Consider the following 18,776-nt stretch of genomic DNA (forward strand, 5'->3'; position numbering starts at 1 on the left):
GAGACCTATTCATCCTTTACATTCATTCATGACTTGCTTCAAGAAACGGTAGACGATAACGCTGCGCATTAAGATCCTGGTATCCAGATTAAATGCCTGCTCGTCTTTCGGAGTTGAACCGACTTTAGTCAGCGCAGCTTTGATCTTGGCCACATCCATATAGGAATGGACAATCCCATCGCTGCATAACTGTTCGACTTCTTCGGTAAATGCATGCCAGTGAGGTTTCATGCGGTGTATCCAATCCGCTGCCTGGACGCCTCGGATTTGTTGGTTCAGCCGAACCTTATCAGGGAGATATCCTTTGGTAGCTCTCCTGATGAGTGCCCTGTCATAGCCGTCCCTTACGGATTGTTCGAGCGGAACGGATAGGCAGAACCTTACGACTCTGGGGTCACACGTCGGATCGCGATCCCATATTCCATATTTGAGAGAGAGTTTCGTTCCCTTGGTTCCTCTCAAATTCGCGATGATAAGGCTATGCAGCTGATTGCTTCGTGCCTCCATCGCATCATGTCTTAGTGAGCCGCTGAGCGCGAAATCATGTTCTTGAAGTCTATCGAATACTTTGGTTTTTCTTGCAAAATCAGGACTTATTAAGCGAGGTAACGTCATGTCGTCGTTGACGATCGAAACTTCGTTCACATAAGGGAGTGCCTGCCTCCCGATTTGTGGAAGAAGATGCTTTCTCCTAATGCCTCGCTGGCGGCTGAACACCTGCAGCTCACGATAGAATCGAATAAACCGGAAATTATGAATGAGCTTCGAGAAATATTGCAGGGCCGGTCCCCAAGAAATCGTTTGATTGCCTCTTGAACCGCTCAGCAGCACGCCTACGCCGTCCTTGGAAGCTTGCTCGTAGATGCCCCGAAGCCAAAATGAATTCTCGAAGTACTTGTACGGCATCTCCAGGAGACCAAGCCATTCATCGACATCCGTAAACGAGCTTTGGCCCGTGAAGTCCAGATACTGCGAGTGGATGTTGCCTGCATGTTGAACGGTCGCTTCAATGAACGGACTCTCATTGGCGATTCGCGTTCGATCTGTCCAGTCCACAAAATCTTTCGCAGGGACATAACTATATGTATGAAGAACCTTGTTCTCGTTTCTTAACTGCGCGGAAGCAAAGCTTGCAATGGACCCGGAGTCGAGCCCTCCGCTTAACGTAGCGCCAGTCTTCTTGAACGTCCGAAGCGATGATCGAATGGCTTGGTTAAATACATCCCGTAACGCCTCTTCGTATTCCTCGTCAGACTTTAAGTTGAGCGCAGCGCCTTTGCCGACCGAATCGAACTGCCACATCTTAAGCTGGCCTCCATGAAAAGTAAAACAATGAGCTGGAGGGAGCTGCTCAATATTCGCATACACGGTTGCGGCAAGTTCCGGAGATTCGACCATCAGAGGGATGGCGAGAAACTCGGAAAGCCATTTCTCGTTCAGCTCTTTCTTGACATCTCCCAAGCTAAACAAAGGATTAATAGCGGTACAGAACGCAAGTCGATCTTGATTCACGTGATAGTAAAGCGTCCGATTGCCGAACAAATCTCTCGCTCCAAAAAGCTCCTGCCGGCTTTCATCCCATATGACGAAGGTATAATCCCCCAGAAGATACCGCGGCGCTTCTCTCCCCCATTTTCTGTAAGCAAGAAGAATTAACTCGCTGTCCGGCATCTCTCTTCGAACGGACGGTTCGACTGCCAGCCGGCTGAAGAGCTCTTCCCGATTATCGATAATGGCATCCGCGGTTATGGCTAACCGATGAAGTCGATCGTATCTCGGAAGACGGTCTTGAATAGACTCGGATGTTACCCATTGATGATGGCAGCCTAGGTAGAGAGGACCCTCGATCAAACTGTCCGCGCGATCACTGGGGTAAATATGAAGCGCATCCATCATTCCTGCACCAGCGGAGTCATCTGCCTCTTGATTGCCAGCGTATAACATGCCGCAGATTGCGCTCATATCTGCTCCCGCCTTCTAAAATAGTTCGTCACCAAGTGCGACAGCTTATCGCCGAACGGGATCATGGATTTAACCCGGCGCACCTTCCGCCTCAGCTGCTGGAGTTCTTTAGCCGCTTGTTCATGCCTCTGGTAGCTCTTCTCCAACCGCTGTTCGACGGCTTGCAGCGTCATTTGGAGCTGCAATACCTCGGACTGAACGGAAGTGACCGGCTTTGTCGTATCCTCTTGAGGGCTGTCGCTCAGGCTTTCATTCGAACGAATGTGGTAGTGATTGGTCCATTTCATTCCCGCTATATCTTTGATTTGGCTCGTTCGATAAAGCATCATCTCCTGATCAGGCTCATCATCGAAGCGAAGGCCGGTCATTCGTTCGGCTTCTTCCAATTCATCCGCATAGCCCATATCCCGGAATAACTTGGCCCCGATCGAACGGCAGTAAACCGCCATTTCTTCTTTGCTCAATGTCTCTCTCCAGCTGGCTATCGAATCTAGATGAGGTTGGTTGTGATCGGCTACGTTCGGATCGCCGACGCCCATGCTAAAGTATAGTTTGCCTTTATCCGTCCCCTTAACGTCTCCGTAGCTTTCCAGGCCTTGCTCATAACTGATCCCAAGAAACCGGCATAAATGAGTTAATTCTTCTTGCGGTCGCGCAACCATCGTTTCATAGCTGAGATGGTGGGTGTTGGGATGAGGATGAGCAAAGTAATCATAGTATCGAAACAATCCCACCGTTAAGTCATTTACTTTATTATTGAATGCGGGTTGTAGGAATGCATCCTTGAGATTAAAGCGTCCGCCGAATCTCTCTGCATTAAGTTTCTTATAGGAAGCAGCAACGGCCAGTGGATTACGTTTCAGCCAAATGCGTTTGGACTGGGGAAAGAGCGAATCAAGAAATTCCAAAATGTAATAATAGCGAGGTGATTTATCCAGTAGGAGCTCCGCGCCGCTGCTGCTGTGGAGTAACCCGTTATAGACTTGCAGCGCAAAAGCCCTGCAGGCATTCCGATACGTGTCTTCCGGGACGATCCCATTAAAGAATTGATGGATGATCGATGAGCCTCCATAAGGCGGCTCCTTTTTCAGACGCAAATCATACAAGCTCATTAAGAACCACATCTCTTGCGAGGCAAAGATTTTGCTATGCTTCTGAAGCATTATTGTCGCCAACGAGCTCCCGCTGCGAGGGGTACTGAGCAGGAAGATTAAGTTCTCGCCATTTGCTTGAATCATCCTGCGCCTGCCCCCTAGTTCATATGAACTACTATCCGATACGTTCTGTATCAATTGTATCACAAGTGCGCCGATTTGTATCTATTTTCTTTTAATTATTTTAAGAATAAAAGAGGCACTTCTTCGCGAACGCCTTTATTCATATTGGGCCGACCGACCGAATAGTACATCAATTCCGTATCCAGCAGCTCTTCTTCGGTGTAGATGTTTCGTCCGTCGATCAAAATAGGTCTTTTGAGCCATTCTTGAATCTCAAGTAACGGAATTTCACTAAACTCGTTCCATTCCGTCAGCACGCATAATGCATCTGCCTGAAGAGCTGCCTCTTCCGCCGAGCTGCAATAATGTACTTCATTGCGATTCAACTGGCTCCGGAAATTCTTTACGGCGATTGGATCATAAGCTCGAACCTTTGCGTGTCGATCTAGCAAAGAATGGATAATATCGAACGCAGGAGAATCTCTAACATCATCCGTTTCCGGTTTAAATGAAAGCCCCCATATCGCAATGGTCTTTCCTTGCAAATTGCCCAGTATGGACTCCAATTTACGAATGATATTAAATCGTTGGTCATTATTCACTTCAACGACTGATTTCAGCAGCTTAAAATCATAGTCAACATGGCCGGCAATCTGTATCAAGGCCTGGGTGTCCTTTGGAAAACAGGAACCGCCGTAACCGATTCCGGCCTTCAAGAAAGAGGATCCGATTCGCCGGTCGTATCCCATGCCCTCCGCCACTTTCGTGACATCCGCGCCGACTTTTTCGCAGATATTGGCAATTTCATTTATAAACGAAATTTTGGTTGCTAGAAACGCGTTCGAGGCATACTTGATCATCTCGGCGCTTCTTACATCCGTGATAATAATCTGATCCGTTAATGGACGATGAAGCTCCGTTAGCTTGCGCTTTGCGATTTCGCTTTCCGTACCGATGATAATCCTGTCGGGATGCAGCGTGTCTTTGATTGCCGATCCTTCTCTTAGGAATTCGGGCACGGATGCAATCGAGAACGTGAAGTTCGTATGTTCCATGATGAGGTTATTAATCTTTTCATTTGTACCGACAGGCACCGTACTCTTCGTAACGATAACCATATTATTCTTATTGATGGCCTGGGCAACCTCTTTGGCTGCGGCCATGATATAACTCAGGTTCGCCTCTCCATTCGGCAATGATGGCGTACCTACCGCAAGAATGACCATCTCGGCTTTTTGAATAGGCTCGGTCAGGTCCGTCGTGAATACTAACCGGCCGGCTTCCGTATTTTTTTGAATGAGCTCCTTCAGCCCCGGTTCATAAATCGGTACTTCACCGTTTCTTAGCATCTCAATCTTCTTTTCGATATGGTCCACGCACGTGACGTCATTGCCGAGCTCCGAGAAACAGACGCCCGAGACAAGACCTACATAACCTGTTCCGATGACGGTTATTTTCAAGTTATTTCACCTCTTTGAATAGTTTTAGATTTTGACGCAATAGTGGGCAACTTCATCCCAAGTGCTATATAATTCAACGATACGATTCGTATCATTCTGCAGGCCGCTCTGCACGATGATGACTTCCAAATCCGTAACGGCACGGACGCCATGCATCGTTTTCATAGGAATATGCAGGACGTTACCGGGCTTCACCATCATATAATTGCCGTTTTGAATAAATTCTCCCTCGCCATTCACGATCGTCCATACTTCGTCGCGGTCCGAGTTCAATAGGTAACTCAAGTTTTTGCCTTCCTTCACGCCAACTCGCTTCGTTAGCACGGTACGGCCGTCATCATACTGTTGATCATCTAATATCCGGACCCAGCCCCATTGCCGCTCCTCGAACATCGGCCTCTGATTGTAAGATATAAAATCTTTTATTCGCGGACTGGCGCTCTTGTCCGTCACAAGAATCCCGTCAGGACTTACGGCCACTACAATATTGGATAACCCCAGTATCGATACTGGGATATCGATTTCATTAATAAGATGGGTATTGACGCAATCTTCGCTAATTGCGCCCTTCCCGATCTGAGGATTCTTCATTTCCTCCGTGAGCGTGTTCCACGTACCGAGATCTTTCCAGTAGCCGTCATACGGAACAACAACGATGTTGTCTTCCTTCTCAAGCACCTCGTAATCAAAGCTGATCTCCGGAAGCGTATGATATTGTTTGGCTAATTCCTCGTATTGGATGGGCAGCCCTTTCTCTTCCAACATCTGAATGATATAACCGATTTTGAATGCGAACACGCCGCAATTCCAAAGCGCATCCAATCGGATTAATTCTTCCGCATACGCCTCGGTTGGTTTCTCTTGGAATCTCTGAACTTTGCGATAAGCAGCCGTATCGTTATGCTTATTCGATATGATATACCCATACTTCGATGAGGGATAAGTGGGTTTGACGCCTATAAGCGCAATGTTCGCTTCCGATTCAAGCAGGACTTCCTCCAAGCTATTCACCCTGTCGAAGAAGCGATTCTCCACGTAGGGATCAACCGGCAGGATGGCCATGACTTCATCCAGACCAATAGCCATGTAGGTGTATAAGTACGTTGCCGCTAACGCGATGGCCGGGAATGTATCTCTGCGTTCCGGTTCAATAATTAGAGGTACGTCCATTCCGATTTGACTTCGCATGATCTCAGTCTGGGACTTGCTAGTGGCAATATAACTCGACTGACTAAATCCGCATGCATTAATTTGTCCCCATACGCGTTGGACCATAGACACCATTCGTTGATCTTGGTCTTCAAGCACCTTAAGAAATTGCTTAGAACGAGAATCATTGGACAACGGCCATAATCGCTTACCGGATCCTCCAGACAACAGTACAAGTTTCATACCCATTCCTCCTGTATTCGTTCTCTATATTTAGTTAAATCGATAGCAGCAACTGCCGGTATTTCTCCAGTGAGAGATCTCTTCTCAGATGCTTCTCCAAGTAGGTCCTGCCGCGATTTCCGAACTCGATGAGTTCGCTATGATTCAATTCGTATAAATACCGAATCTGCTCGACAACTTCTTCATAATTCCTCGGTTCCGTTACGACTCCAGAGCGGCTTTCCACGATCAAGCGATGTGCTTCGCTTCCGCTCTCGAGAACCCCCATGATCGGTTTGCCGGCCGCCATAATGCCATAAACTTTACTCGGTACGGAGACCCCTTTGATCCCCTTTTGGTTAACCACCAGATGAACATCCGCTGCGTTCAGCGAGTATTTCAATTCTTCTTTAGGTTGATACGGTAAGAACAGCACCTGCTTCAGTTCATTTTCTTCAACAAACTGCTGCATCTGCTTCTTCACGGCTCCTTCGCCGATGAAGACGAACACAAGATCTTTGCAGGCTGCGAAGCGATCGGTGATCTTGATTAAGTTCTCCAGATCGTAATAGAGACCCATGTTGCCGGAATACATGACGATGAACTTCCCGGTAAGTCCATTGCGCGCAAGGAACTGTTTTACATGAATGTCCTTCTTGGTGAGCGGGATAATTTCTTTCTCGTCCGTCCAATTGTTAATGACCGTATTCGGGGTCACATTCTTGTTGGCGAAGCGGTTCAAGAGCGTTTCCTGCATATCTTGACCGACAGTAATAATGTGATCGGCATATTTGCAGTTGAGGGTATCCAGCCATTTAGCTGCTTTTAAAACCGTCTTGCTCTTCATGAATCCGACGGCTTCGGCTTGTTCGGGGTTGAAATCTTGGATGTTATAAATATGCTTGGCTCTCTTAAAGAGCTTGCCGATCGATCCGATCAACCCTCCCAAGATTGGAGGCTGTGAAATAGTGTAGATATAATTCACGTTCTTCTGTTTCAAAAGAAGGAAGTTGGCATAAAAAAAATAGGTTGCCGTATAACGCAACCTACTCATTAAACTACGTTTATTCACTTCGGGTAATTTGATACGCAAAATTTTAATATGTTCTAATCGATCCGACGTGAATCGCTTCGAATCCGCATCTCTTTCTGTATTATATCCTGGCTGCGCGGCGATGACGGTTATCGTAAAGTCATCTTGAAGATGCAAACAAAGCTCCGTAAGCAATTGACCCGTAGAAGCGTAATCGGGATAAAAATAGTTAATGACAAAGACAATGTTCGGCTTCATGCAGGTTCCTCTTTCTTTATGAAACCTCGTCCATGATGGACTCCAGTCTCTTGATATAATCAATCTCTTTAAACTTCATTAACGTTGTCAGCCTGTTTTCGTTGGCGTGTTGAACGAGATATTCGCGATTATTCATCAGCTCCTGAATCGCCGAGGCGATCTGATCCGGAGCCTGCTTATCGATGATATAACCGTTCCGCGAGGAAACGATATCCGGAATACCCGCATGGTTCGTCGTTATGATCGACAACCCGTTTCCCATGGCTTCAATGATTGAGATCGGCTGCCCTTCATTGGGGTAATAGGTCGGCAAAACAAAGATATTGCAGCGTTCAAACAGCTTCTTCTTGTCTTCGCCCATCACAACCCCGTGATACAGAACGTTGTTCTCTAAACCATGCTGCTTCACATAATCCATGAACTCCTCTTTGTCTTGCTCCTCGAAGAATTTGCCGGCAAAATGGAACCTCACATTAGCGTTCTTCAACCGATTCGCAGCTTGAAGAACATCTTGATAACCTTTGCTTTTGATGAAATTACTGAGATAGAGCACTTCCATATCACCCTGGTAAAGGCGATTGATTTTAATTTCGAATTCGAAATTATCTAGGAGAGCCTCATCCTCAATATAATTCTCGCATATGCGGATTTTCCCGGCATCAATGACGTCCGAGAATAATCCTTTGAGACTATTACCTAATACAATTACGATATCAGTCTGATCGATTAACTTTCGATTGATCTGCTTTTGCAAAATATTTAAGCTCTGGTAGAGTTCTTTGTACCGGCCCCCATGATAGTGGATAATAACCCGCTTCTTCTTCTTGAGCAGCGCCCATAATATAATCATGTCGCGTAAGTTCCCGAACTTCGAATGTGAGATCGTGAAATAGTAGATATCCGCATCGGAACGATTAAGTTGGGTAAGATGACCAACAAACTTCTTGTTATCTTTAATATTAATATGTTCAAGCTCATATTTGTTGTTCATATATCCAGACTTGATAATGGTATCTAAAGCTTTGGAGAGCCCGTGTACTGGTGGCGGGAATTGACCAATCAAACATACTTTTTTCATCGTTTATCACCCTGATTCTTTTGAAGTAGACCGTTTTTGAAAAAGCAAGCGATTTGTGATCTCTTGAAGTTTCAGCAGTATTTCTCGAACGGTTTGACGGTTAACATAAACAATTATTATTAGAAGTGATACATTAATAAAAAGTATGCTGTTGTTTCTCACGGTTATATTAAGTCCAGCTGCTGTAATTAATATTACAGTTATAATTAAAAAATATTTAAGATCGAATTTAAACCAAAGGCTTCGAGATACAATAGTTCTTATCCAGAAGTACAGAATGTAAGAACCACCCGTTGCAATTGAAGCCCCAACCGCACTCATATAGTGTATTAAAATGAAGTTTAATGCGAAATTGACACTTGCTACGGCCATAGAAATCCAAATGTTGAGATAAGTTTTTCGAGAAAAAGCAATACCAAGTCCTGTTGTTTCCCCTAAAGTAAGCATGATTGGAGTAAAGAGCAAAAAAGGAATGAGATAGACTGAATCATGGTAGCGTTCCGATAGAAGAAGGACAAATAATTCCTTGAAGAGCAGTATAAACACAAAAACAAAAGACATTATGAAACTTAAATAATGGCTAATTTTATTAAATACTTTGGTATCTACCGTCGCTTGTTCCCACTTATAAGCAATCGGAATCCAAAAAGTCGAAAAAATGTTTTGGAAAATAGTGAAGACGCCCACAACTTTTAGCGCTGCCAAATAAAACCCCAGTTCGTTATAAGAGCTAAATTTCTCCAACATTAATCGATCCGTGGATCCCAGACACCACAAAATAAGAGAACTTGGAATAAATGGCGCACCAAACCGAATTAATTTTAGAAGAAGTTCTTTGTCTAGATTGGACCATTTTATTTCAATACTTTTTCTGCAGTAAATGATTAAAATGATGTCTACTAATATCTGTCCCATAACAGTTGCAGTAATGATTGCTAAATAACTCTTCTCCCAAACCATTAGCAAAACAATAATAAATATTAACGCAAACAATTTAGATAATATGCTGAATATTGAAAAGGAAAATCCTTTTTCCTCCATTCGAATGCTTAACAGTAAAAAACGTTCAATAGCCAGGAACGGAAGATAAATAGCAAATAAAACTAAAACCATGCTGCTTTGTTCTTTCGTAATTAGATTAATCACTGGATGAGCAAAAATAATAAGTAAAATCAAGAAAGCTATTGATAATATAATCGGAATAACTAAACAATTAAAAAGCAATTTGCGCTTATTCTGATAGTTATTAAATTCCCTTGCATACGACTGATCCATACCAAAAAAAATAACTGCAGCAGCAAGAGTCTGCAACAGTAAAAAAAATGACGTTTTACCAAATTCATGTGGAGAAAGAAACCATGTAGTGATAGGGATAGTTAGGAAATTAATTCCAGCAGCACCAATTGGACCTACCGCAAACCCAGTAAAAGTTTTTAACAAATTTTTTGTTTCCATGTTAGCCCTTATTTCTTTTTTTAATTTCAACAGCAGGAGTGCCTGCTACTGTGAGGTTACTCTCAACGTTTTTCATGACTACCGAGTTTGCACCAATAGTTACATTGTTCCCAATGGTTATCCCCCCGAGAATTATCGTTCCTGGAAACACTCTAACATTATCACCGATTTGTGGATATTCTTTATCTTTGCTGCCAACAGTTACATGTTGATAGACATTGAAATTTCTTCCAATTCGCGCAAAATCTCCAATTACAATCCCATTCACATGATGAATATTAAGACCTGTACCTATTTTTGAATTCATTCCAATTTCAATTCCATATTTCTTAATACTTCCATTTCTAATCTTTAGTGCTATCAAGAAACCAATTTTCCTTGCAATTTTTAAACCAAAGAATAATTGTTGCAAACGAAACCTGACGACAACTCTGAAGTTTAAATCAAGCGAATACGCTTTTATCATCTTCAGCATTGTAGGACTCACTTGAAATCTACAATAATAATCTTGTCTAATTACATGTATAAATAGACGAAACTCCATTAACTCGTCCTCCATATACCTCTCAAATCTCTAATAAAGTATCGATTGTTTTTCGTAATCGTACCATCTAATAAACTTTTCTATCCCTGCCTCAAATTTAGTCTGAGGATTATATCCAATTAATTGCTTTGCTTTTGAAATATCTGCAAAGGTCTGTTCTACATCACCTTGTTGCATAGGTAATTGTTTTATTCTTGCTTTTACGCCCAATTGATTCTCAATAGTTTTCACCATCTCTGCTAACGATATGGTTTGGGACTCACCAAGATTGAATATTTCATAAACACTAGAGTTATCCATGATGTAACTTAACGCTTTGTAAGTTCCATCTATAATATCGTCTATGTATGTATAATCCCTTCTAGTCGAACCATCCCCATAAAACGGAACTTCCTCTCCTTCTCTCATCATGTGCGTAAATTTATGAATTGCCAGATCGGGGCGCTGCCTCGGTCCATACACAGTAAAAAATCTCAGCATTGCAACATCTATATCATAAAGGTGATGGTATACATGGCTTATTATTTCACAGGATTTCTTTGTGGAAGCATACGGGGATATACAATAATCAACTGGGTCACTTTCGGAAAATGGAGTTTTTTCATTATTACCATATACAGACGAGGAGGAGGCACAAACAAATTTTTTGATTTCATATTTTCGGTTGAGTTCCAGTAAGTGCATTGTCCCTCTAACGTTAACATCCTCATAAAGCAAAGGGTCAGCGATTGAAGGCCTTACGCCTGCCATTGCAGCTAAGTGAACTACTGCATCGATAGTATAAGTGCTATAACAGTCTTCCATAAATGGGTAATTACGAATATCGCCTTCTAGCAAGATATAGTTGGGATTCTTCAGATGATTACTTACGTTATTTCTTTTTATACTGGGGTCATAAAAATCATTGAAATTGTCTACATTAATAACCCGGTAATTGTTTTTTAGCAGATAGTCACATAAGTGAGATCCAATAAAGCCTGCTCCGCCTGTAACCAGTATTGTTTTCATCTCATATCACCCATCCAATCATTTCTCTATATTTTCACTACAATTTTAAATAACAGCGAATTAATTAATAAGTCTCGGCTATATACTGAAAAAAATAAACATCGTAATATCCCTTTTACTTTGAGGATTTTACTACTTGCGTCACGCAAAGCAATAAATTTATACAGGGAGTTATTAAATGTTTCATCGTTCACCGATATCTGATTACCTGCTAAATAAAGATTAAGGGATTCCAAACTGAATGAGTCATTTCCTGTTTTTTCTCTCTCTAGATGAAGTTTTTTTATGTATTTTGAAATAAGATACTGCTTAAACCCCCTGGATGACGATAAGCTGTTTCTCCTTTGTCTATATTTAATAAGCCTTTGTTCACTTAGTGCAATTTTAAAATTATGACTAATCATTCTTAATAAAAAATCATAATCTTGGCTGCATTCAAACTCTCTATATCCATTGAGTTGTTCATACACTTCCCGACGCATTAACCAAGAAGGGTGTATAAGAAAATTTATATACTTCAGCCCTCTCCTTATTTGATCCTCGCTCTTGCTGCCTATATTTTGTTGCCCAATAATTTCTCCGTTCTCATCAATATACTCACAGTTGCTTGATACTAATTGGATTTCCGGATGCTCATAAAGGGTTTGGATTTGCTTTTCAATCCGAGTAGGTTTTGAAATGTCGTCAGCATCCATTCGTGCAAGAAATACTCCCGATGAGAATTTAAATGCCTTATTGAGGCTACGTGCAAGCCCAATATTTTTTTCATTCACTATAACCGTTATATGTGGATAATTCCTCTGGTAGTTATGCAGCAACGCTATAATGTTCGCATCATCAGGTCTATCTACAACAATAATTATCTCTATGTTGCGGTACGATTGTGCTAATAATGAATTTAAAGACTCTTCTATCCATTCTAATTTCTCATTATATGTAGTCATAATTACTGAAACCAATTCATTCACACAAGTCACCTTCTAAACGATAAAATCCAGCATAATCAACTTATGATTTGCTCATGACTGAGCTTATATTTTGTCCGCTTTATGCTGGTCATAATAAGCAGAACGGTAAGCACTCCACCAACTATTCTAGTTAACATTGAAGCAATTGCAGCACCCCTAATACCCATAATCGGTATAAATATGATATTAAGTAAAATACAAACTACTAATCGAGCTACATCAGAGATTGTCATCAATTGAGGTTTATTTATGGTGTAGGAGATAATATATGTTGGCGTTGCGATAATGCTGAATAGATACCCAATAATTAATATTTGCGAGATGTTCCCTGCTAATTTAAATGCGTCACCATAGATATATTCAATAACAATTGGAATACTTTCAGTTAGCACTAAATAAGCAATAATACATATTGGAATTGAAATATAAAGAGACTTTTTAATAAAGTAGATAATATCCTCGAAATTAGAAGATATATTTTTGGATTGTGGCAATAAAACAGTGGATAATGAAGACATCAATAAACTAATGGGACTTATGATCAACGTAGCGACTCCATAAATAGCAACTTGCTTTAAGTCGATATAGTACTTTACAAATAAAGTATCTACATTAAGGATTAGATTTGATGATAATGTAGAAAGCATTACCCAAAACCCGAAAATTAATTGCTGCTTCATATAGGCTGCTTCTAGTTTTATCCCTCCAATTCTAAACTGAGAACAATATATAATTGTCCTTATCAAAGATGAAACATAAGGCAAAATAAAATACCCTATTACGATAAACATGTAACTGGAATGTAATATAAATCCGATTAATACGATTGCGAATCTAAATAGCGTAACACTTAATTTAGATGCCGCGTATTTTACATACAATTCTGAGCTTTGATATTTCGCTAAAAGCATATTGTTTATTCCTACCAATAAGGAACCTACAACGATAATAAGTAATTCCACGTCGGTTAAGCTTTGATTAAAGATAAACCATTTCACCAGAAAGGAAATAGGTATTAAGAGAACAAAAGTTGTTACTTTTACAATCGTTGCATTAAAAAAAGAACGATTAATTTCTGACTCTGGGCTTCTTATAATATTAATATCCATGCCAAAATCAACAATCTGCGATGCGATTGTTATAACGGCAAGCAAAAAGATTACACTTCCAAATTGATCTATAGTGAGCATTTTTGCTGCTAGAGTTAAAGAAGTAAAGGTACTGATCCCAGAAAGTACGTTGGTTCCTAGAACAGTTGTGGAAGATGCAATATGTTTTTTTTTCAACAAGTTTATAATTAATTTCATGCATCTATCCACTCACTTCTTAGTATTCTTGATGTTACTATTCATATCGCACCTTCTTCTCTAGACTAAGGGGATATTTTTCCTCTTTAACCAAAGCCTCGGATAATGCTGCAGTCTTAACTACTTTGAATTGTGAAATAAACCCGCTTTGCATGAAGGCTATCCAAAAATACATTTGTATAAATGCGAAAGAATCAAACTGAAGTAATGCGCAGCCTAGTAACGCAGCCATCATTTTCGAGTAATTCCTGCCTTTAAACGATCGGATAAAGATTACAAATGACAGTAGGATGAATATTCCCATCATTCCTAATTCAGATAAGAGCCTCGTATACATGTTGTACTGGGAGAGACTCGTACTTTCAGAGGCTTCATATAATTCTTTTCCTGGTTTATACTGATTTACCGGTATCTTATCCAGATGATTCACATAGCCATAGTTGTAATTCCCCATTCCATACCCCAAGACGGGTTTATCTAAGAATGACGAAACACCGATTACCGAATAGGTAAATCTTATGGCGAACGAGTCATCTGTGGCGATATTTTCCGGATTCTCAAAGATATGCGAAATGCGGGAATAGTGGTCGGAATCAATTTTGAACACATTCTGAACGAAAACCATATAGATTAAGGATGCAAATACCGCAGCAGTAAGAATCATCTTAATGCCCACCGACCAAATCTCTCTAACCTGCGTCGTTGCAAACGTATAGATGACATAAAAGATGACCAGATCCAGGAAGTACCGAACTGAAAGCGAGAAAATCGTCAGCGGAACGAACGAGAAGACGATCAGCTTTTCGAATTTCGAAAGACGGTTCTTGTTTTTCAAAATAATATAAGCCGGGAACAGAAGCAGGTTCGTGTGCAAGCCAATGAAAGAAGGTTCCGAAAAGGAAAAGTGTACGCGGTGATTGCCTATAAACGGATCACGAGTCACGAAAAGTTTAATGACTGCTGCCAGGCCGTCACTGCTTGAACCGTAAATATAGACAAGCTGCAGCAAACCTACGAAGATGGCCACGCTGTATCCGCGAATGATCCATTTAAAAAGCATGATGTAGGATTCATCATGCTTGTTTTGATGCACGAATACTTTAAAGGCCAAATAAATGACGATGCCCGCAACAAGCGAAGAAACGGCATCTTCCCAACCAGTGAATCGATAATGATACTTCAAATTCTGGAATGCCGATATTAACAATGCGGATGCGATGATGACGGCAATCCATATCTCAAGCGCCCGATACTTGATCGTGAACACAACCTTAATATTCATTGCCAGATAGATGGCAATGAATATTAAAGATAGCGGCTTGTAAGCCCCTCCGAACATATGAGGGAAGTTATCCAGCGGGAATAAAAACGCCGCAATATACATAAGGAGATTCATAGGCAGCTCCTGCTCCGTGTCGTTCGCTATTAAATGCCCATCAGCTCGTAATAGCGCATTTCTGACTTGACTCGCTTGAGATCTTCATCCACCATCATATGGATCAGCTGTTTGAAGTCGACGTCGAGCTTCCAGCCAAGCGTTTCTTTTGCTTTGGTACAGTCTCCGAGCAGCAGTTCAACCTCAGCCGGCCTAACGAACTGCGAATCGATGACGACATAGTCCTTGTAATTCAAATTCACATAGGAGAATGCAACCTCGAGAAGCTCTCTTACGGAGTGCATTTCGCCCGTCGAGATGACGAAGTCGTCGGGCTCATCCTGCTGAAGCATCAGCCACATGGCTTTGACGTAGTCGCCGGCAAAACCCCAGTCGCGTAAAGCATCCAAATTCCCCATTCGAATCTCGTTCTGTACGCCCAGCTTGATTCTTGCGACAGCATCGGTTACTTTGCGCGTCACGAATTCCAGGCCCCGTCTAGGCGATTCATGGTTGAACAGAATACCGGAGCAGGCAAACATATTAAAGCTTTCGCGGTAGTTTACCGTAATCCAATGGCCGTATACTTTGGCAACGCCATATGGACTGCGAGGATAAAAGGGGGTCGTTTCTTTCTGGGGAGTTTCAACGACTTTGCCGAACATCTCGCTGCTCGATGCTTGATAGAAACGCGCGTCCGGCTTTACAATCCGAACCGCTTCAAGCATATTCGTAACCGCAAGTGCCGTCATCTGGGCCGTTGCGATGGGCTGCGGCCAGGAAGCAGCCACGAAAGATTGAGCTGCCAGGTTATAAACCTCATCTGGATTCGAGATCCGAACGGCTTCGATTAACGAGGCCAGATCATTCAGATCGCCGGACAGCCAATGAATTTTGTCTTTGATTCGAATGACATTCTCGTAATTCGGCGTGCTCGTTCGTCTGCGAAGGCCGAATACTTTATACCCTTTGTCGAGCAGCAGCTCGGCTAAATACGATCCGTCTTGACCGGTTACACCCGTAATTAATGCGGTTTTCATAGACAGTTCCTCCACTATGATCTCTATTTTTTTGCGATTAACTCGTTCTCCAGAAACATGCCATATACGGATCGAAGGCCATCCTCCAAGGCAATCCGGGCTTTCCAACCTAAACCGTTGATCTTGGTTACATCGACTAATTTCCTCGGCGTTCCGTCGGGAACGGACGTGTTATAGACGATATCTCCCTCGAATCCAACAATGGTCTTGATTAGTTCCGCTAGTTCGCTGATTGGAATATCGTCACCGACCCCGATATTGACGATCTCGCTGCCCTCGTAATTCAACATCAAATAGAGACAAGCATCCGCTAAATCATCTGCATGCAGAAATTCTCTTCTAGGCTGTCCGGTCCCCCATACCTCAACTACCGGCTGACCGTTCTTCTTGGCCTCATGGAATTTTCGAATGAGCGCCGGGAGCACATGGGAAGTGGTGAGGTCATAGTTATCATTGGGACCATAGAGGTTCGTAGGCATAACCGAAATATATTTGGTATTGTATTGCCGGTTATAGGATTGGCACATGTTAATGCCGGCAATCTTAGCAATGGCATACGGCTCATTGGTCGGCTCCAACGATCCAGTAAGCAGATACTCTTCTTTAAGCGGCTGCGGCGCGAATTTCGGATAAATGCAGGTAGAACCTAGAAACAGCAGCTTCTCGACGCCTGTACGATAGGCGGCATCAATGATATTCGTCTGAATCAACAGATTATCCCGAATGTATTCAGCAGGATAATTATTATTGGCTACGATACCACCAACCTTTGCCGCAGCCAGGAATACATACTCAATAGCGTGGTTCTTAAAGAAATCATTGACAGCTTCCTGATTTCTTAGATCCAGCTCCGAGCTGGTTCTCAAGAGCAAATTCGTGTACCCTTTGCTTTCCAACGCTCTTACGATCGCCGATCCGACAAGACCTCGATGGCCGGCTACATATATACTGGAATTGCTATGCATAGAAGCACCTCTATCCTCGAAAATCATCATTAAAACGCATCCTTAGCTCCGAATAAAACTTTTACCGTACGAAGTATGATTTTAAGATCATAAGCGATACTTCGATCTTTAATGTATTTCAAGTCCAGCTCGACCATTTGCTCGAATCCCAAATCGTTTCTGCCGCTTACTTGCCACAGTCCCGTACAGCCGGGCTTTACCTTCAACCGCAGCTTATCGATGGTGTTGTATTCCGCCACTTCACGTTGAAGAGCAGGTCTTGGGCCAACCAGCGACATATCGCCACGGATCACGTTCCATAGCTGAGGGAGCTCATCAATACTGGTTTTCCTAATAAACTTGCCTATTTTCGTAATTCTCGGGTCTTCCTTCATCTTGAACATGGCACCGCTGACCTCATTCTTATCGAGCAAGTCAGTCAGCAGGTCTTCCGCATTGCTTACCATCGAACGGAATTTATACATATCAAACAGTTTTTCATTTAGCCCTACCCTGGATTGGCGAAAAAACACCGCTCCTTTGGGGTCTTCCAATTTGATCATGATAGCTACAACTATGTAGAGAGGCGTCAAACAGATCATACCGATTACGGACAATATGATGTCGAGTGCACGTTTTGTCATTAAGTAATAGGGCCTTCTGTACGTTCTGGTTAAACTATAACTCGTATACAGCGAGTGACCTCCCTGTATAGCAACGTCAGTGTCTTGACTTTGCGGATTAGGTATCATCGTTTGCACCTCATTTCCGGAAAAGGTTATTCTGATGTTCGCGTGCGATTATTTCTTCCAGGGCAATCAGCAGCGGAGCTCTAAGTTCAATGTTGCGCATAGCAAAATCAAGCGTAGTCGTAATGAATCCCAGCTTCTCGCCCACATCGTAACGAGTCCCCTCAAAGGCGTACGCATACACGCTTTGGGATTCGTTCAGCCGTTGAATCGCATCCGTTAACTGAATCTCTCCACCGGCGCCTCTCTCCTGCTTTTCCAAGAAATCGAAGATCTCGGGCGTCAGGACATAACGTCCCATAATTGCCAGGTTAGAAGGCGCCGTCCCAAGTTTAGGTTTCTCGACGACTCGGTTCACCTGATACAGCTTGCTATCAAGCCGATCGATATCGATCGGATCTACGATTCCATATCGTTCGGTCTGTTCATAGGATACGGCTTGGACACCTAGAACCGAATGGCCCGTTGCTTCATACTGCTGCATGAGCTGCTCCGTGCAAGGAACGTCGGAGAGTACGATGTCATCGCCCAGCAAGACCGCAAATGGCTCGTTGCCGATGAAATTTCTAGCGCACCAAACAGCGTGTCCTAAACCTTTAGCTTCTTTTTGTCTAATGTAGTGAATATCGACGTTGGAAGATTTTTGCACTTCATGCAGGAGCGATAATTTCCCTTTCTCGAACAAGTTCTGCTCCAGCTCGAACGCGATGTCGAAATGATCTTCGATCGCTCGTTTGCCTTTGCCGGTGACGATGATGATGTCCTCGATCCCTGACGCAATAGCTTCTTCGACGATGTACTGAATCGTTGGTTTGTCGACGATCGGCAGCATTTCTTTGGGCATCGCCTTCGTTGCGGGTAAGAATCGCGTACCAAGGCCTGCAGCTGGGATAATGGCTTTACGCACTTTTTTCATTTTCACTCACCCTATCCTTCTATTTTCTATCTATCTTCTGTAAAAGCTAAAAGTACGAGCTATCGATTTCCCTTTGAAGAGTAATCGATAG

At 42.6% G+C, this 18,776-nt stretch carries 16 protein-coding genes; all 16 read right to left on the minus strand.

What is annotated here, in order from left to right:
* Positions 1–9 precede the first annotated feature (9 nt).
* A complete protein-coding gene (locus tag GT003_RS12885) occupies positions 10–1,962 on the minus strand; it encodes an asparagine synthase-related protein (RefSeq protein WP_161698150.1) in 1,953 nt (650 codons plus the stop codon).
* A complete protein-coding gene (locus tag GT003_RS12890; RefSeq protein WP_161698152.1) occupies positions 1,959–3,200 on the minus strand; it encodes a sulfotransferase in 1,242 nt (413 codons plus the stop codon). The genes GT003_RS12885 and GT003_RS12890 overlap by 4 nt, the downstream gene beginning before the upstream one ends.
* Positions 3,201–3,295: 95 nt before the next feature.
* Positions 3,296–4,639 (minus strand): UDP-glucose dehydrogenase family protein, encoded by a 1,344-nt coding sequence (locus GT003_RS12895; RefSeq protein WP_161698154.1) that lies wholly within the window; start codon positions 4,637–4,639, stop codon positions 3,296–3,298.
* A 24-nt stretch (positions 4,640–4,663) separates the two neighbouring features.
* A complete protein-coding gene (locus GT003_RS12900) occupies positions 4,664–6,031 on the minus strand; it encodes a sugar phosphate nucleotidyltransferase (protein ID WP_161698156.1) in 1,368 nt (455 codons plus the stop codon).
* A 34-nt stretch (positions 6,032–6,065) separates the two neighbouring features.
* On the minus strand, positions 6,066–7,301 hold the full coding sequence (locus tag GT003_RS12905) for a glycosyltransferase family 4 protein (RefSeq protein ID WP_161698158.1): 1,236 nt from the start codon (positions 7,299–7,301) through the stop codon (positions 6,066–6,068).
* 16 nt (positions 7,302–7,317) lie between these two features.
* Positions 7,318–8,379 (minus strand): glycosyltransferase family 4 protein, encoded by a 1,062-nt coding sequence (locus GT003_RS12910; protein WP_161698160.1) that lies wholly within the window; start codon positions 8,377–8,379, stop codon positions 7,318–7,320.
* A gap of 6 nt (positions 8,380–8,385) precedes the next feature.
* On the minus strand, positions 8,386–9,864 hold the full coding sequence (locus tag GT003_RS12915; RefSeq protein WP_161698162.1) for an oligosaccharide flippase family protein: 1,479 nt from the start codon (positions 9,862–9,864) through the stop codon (positions 8,386–8,388).
* On the minus strand, positions 9,836–10,378 hold the full coding sequence (locus tag GT003_RS12920; protein ID WP_161698164.1) for a hypothetical protein: 543 nt from the start codon (positions 10,376–10,378) through the stop codon (positions 9,836–9,838). Before GT003_RS12920 ends, GT003_RS12915 begins: the two co-directional genes overlap by 29 nt.
* A gap of 30 nt (positions 10,379–10,408) precedes the next feature.
* Positions 10,409–11,386 carry a GDP-mannose 4,6-dehydratase gene (locus tag GT003_RS12925; protein WP_161698166.1) on the minus strand — a complete coding sequence of 326 codons (978 nt, stop codon included), beginning with the start codon at positions 11,384–11,386 and terminating at the stop codon, positions 10,409–10,411.
* Between the two features lie 26 nt (positions 11,387–11,412).
* On the minus strand, positions 11,413–12,354 hold the full coding sequence (locus GT003_RS12930; RefSeq protein WP_161698168.1) for a glycosyltransferase: 942 nt from the start codon (positions 12,352–12,354) through the stop codon (positions 11,413–11,415).
* A 35-nt stretch (positions 12,355–12,389) separates the two neighbouring features.
* Entirely contained in the window at positions 12,390–13,661 is a 1,272-nt protein-coding gene (locus tag GT003_RS12935) for an oligosaccharide flippase family protein (protein WP_161698170.1), read from the minus strand.
* Between the two features lie 37 nt (positions 13,662–13,698).
* Entirely contained in the window at positions 13,699–15,057 is a 1,359-nt protein-coding gene (locus GT003_RS12940) for a hypothetical protein (RefSeq protein ID WP_161698171.1), read from the minus strand.
* Positions 15,058–15,086: 29 nt separating this feature from the next.
* Positions 15,087–16,076, minus strand: a complete 990-nt coding sequence (gmd, locus tag GT003_RS12945) for a GDP-mannose 4,6-dehydratase (RefSeq protein ID WP_161698174.1) — start codon at positions 16,074–16,076, stop codon at positions 15,087–15,089.
* 23 nt (positions 16,077–16,099) lie between these two features.
* Complete coding sequence (locus GT003_RS12950) at positions 16,100–17,041, minus strand: GDP-L-fucose synthase family protein (RefSeq protein ID WP_161698328.1); 942 nt, start codon at positions 17,039–17,041, stop codon at positions 16,100–16,102.
* A gap of 29 nt (positions 17,042–17,070) precedes the next feature.
* Positions 17,071–17,772, minus strand: coding sequence for a sugar transferase (locus tag GT003_RS12955; RefSeq protein ID WP_161698177.1), 702 nt, complete (start codon positions 17,770–17,772; stop codon positions 17,071–17,073).
* A 10-nt stretch (positions 17,773–17,782) separates the two neighbouring features.
* A complete protein-coding gene (galU, locus tag GT003_RS12960) occupies positions 17,783–18,685 on the minus strand; it encodes a UTP--glucose-1-phosphate uridylyltransferase GalU (RefSeq protein WP_161698330.1) in 903 nt (300 codons plus the stop codon).
* Between the last annotated feature and the right edge of the window lie 91 nt (positions 18,686–18,776).

The organism is Paenibacillus sacheonensis, from assembly GCF_009909195.1.
Classification (GTDB): domain Bacteria; phylum Bacillota; class Bacilli; order Paenibacillales; family Paenibacillaceae; genus Paenibacillus_Z; species Paenibacillus_Z sacheonensis.

Coding starts and splice junctions, on each gene's coding strand:
- GT003_RS12890 (WP_161698152.1), bottom strand. CDS start 3,200: ATGATTCAAGCAAATGGCGAGAACTTAATCTTCCTGCTCAGTACCCCT.
- GT003_RS12940 (WP_161698171.1), bottom strand. CDS start 15,057: ATGAATCTCCTTATGTATATTGCGGCGTTTTTATTCCCGCTGGATAAC.
- GT003_RS12925 (WP_161698166.1), bottom strand. CDS start 11,386: ATGAAAACAATACTGGTTACAGGCGGAGCAGGCTTTATTGGATCTCAC.
- GT003_RS12885 (WP_161698150.1), bottom strand. CDS start 1,962: ATGAGCGCAATCTGCGGCATGTTATACGCTGGCAATCAAGAGGCAGAT.
- GT003_RS12905 (WP_161698158.1), bottom strand. CDS start 7,301: ATGAAGCCGAACATTGTCTTTGTCATTAACTATTTTTATCCCGATTAC.
- GT003_RS12950 (WP_161698328.1), bottom strand. CDS start 17,041: ATGCATAGCAATTCCAGTATATATGTAGCCGGCCATCGAGGTCTTGTC.
- GT003_RS12955 (WP_161698177.1), bottom strand. CDS start 17,772: ATGATACCTAATCCGCAAAGTCAAGACACTGACGTTGCTATACAGGGA.
- GT003_RS12920 (WP_161698164.1), bottom strand. CDS start 10,378: ATGGAGTTTCGTCTATTTATACATGTAATTAGACAAGATTATTATTGT.
- gmd (WP_161698174.1), bottom strand. CDS start 16,076: ATGAAAACCGCATTAATTACGGGTGTAACCGGTCAAGACGGATCGTAT.
- GT003_RS12910 (WP_161698160.1), bottom strand. CDS start 8,379: ATGAAAAAAGTATGTTTGATTGGTCAATTCCCGCCACCAGTACACGGG.
- GT003_RS12935 (WP_161698170.1), bottom strand. CDS start 13,661: ATGAAATTAATTATAAACTTGTTGAAAAAAAAACATATTGCATCTTCC.
- GT003_RS12900 (WP_161698156.1), bottom strand. CDS start 6,031: ATGAAACTTGTACTGTTGTCTGGAGGATCCGGTAAGCGATTATGGCCG.
- galU (WP_161698330.1), bottom strand. CDS start 18,685: ATGAAAAAAGTGCGTAAAGCCATTATCCCAGCTGCAGGCCTTGGTACG.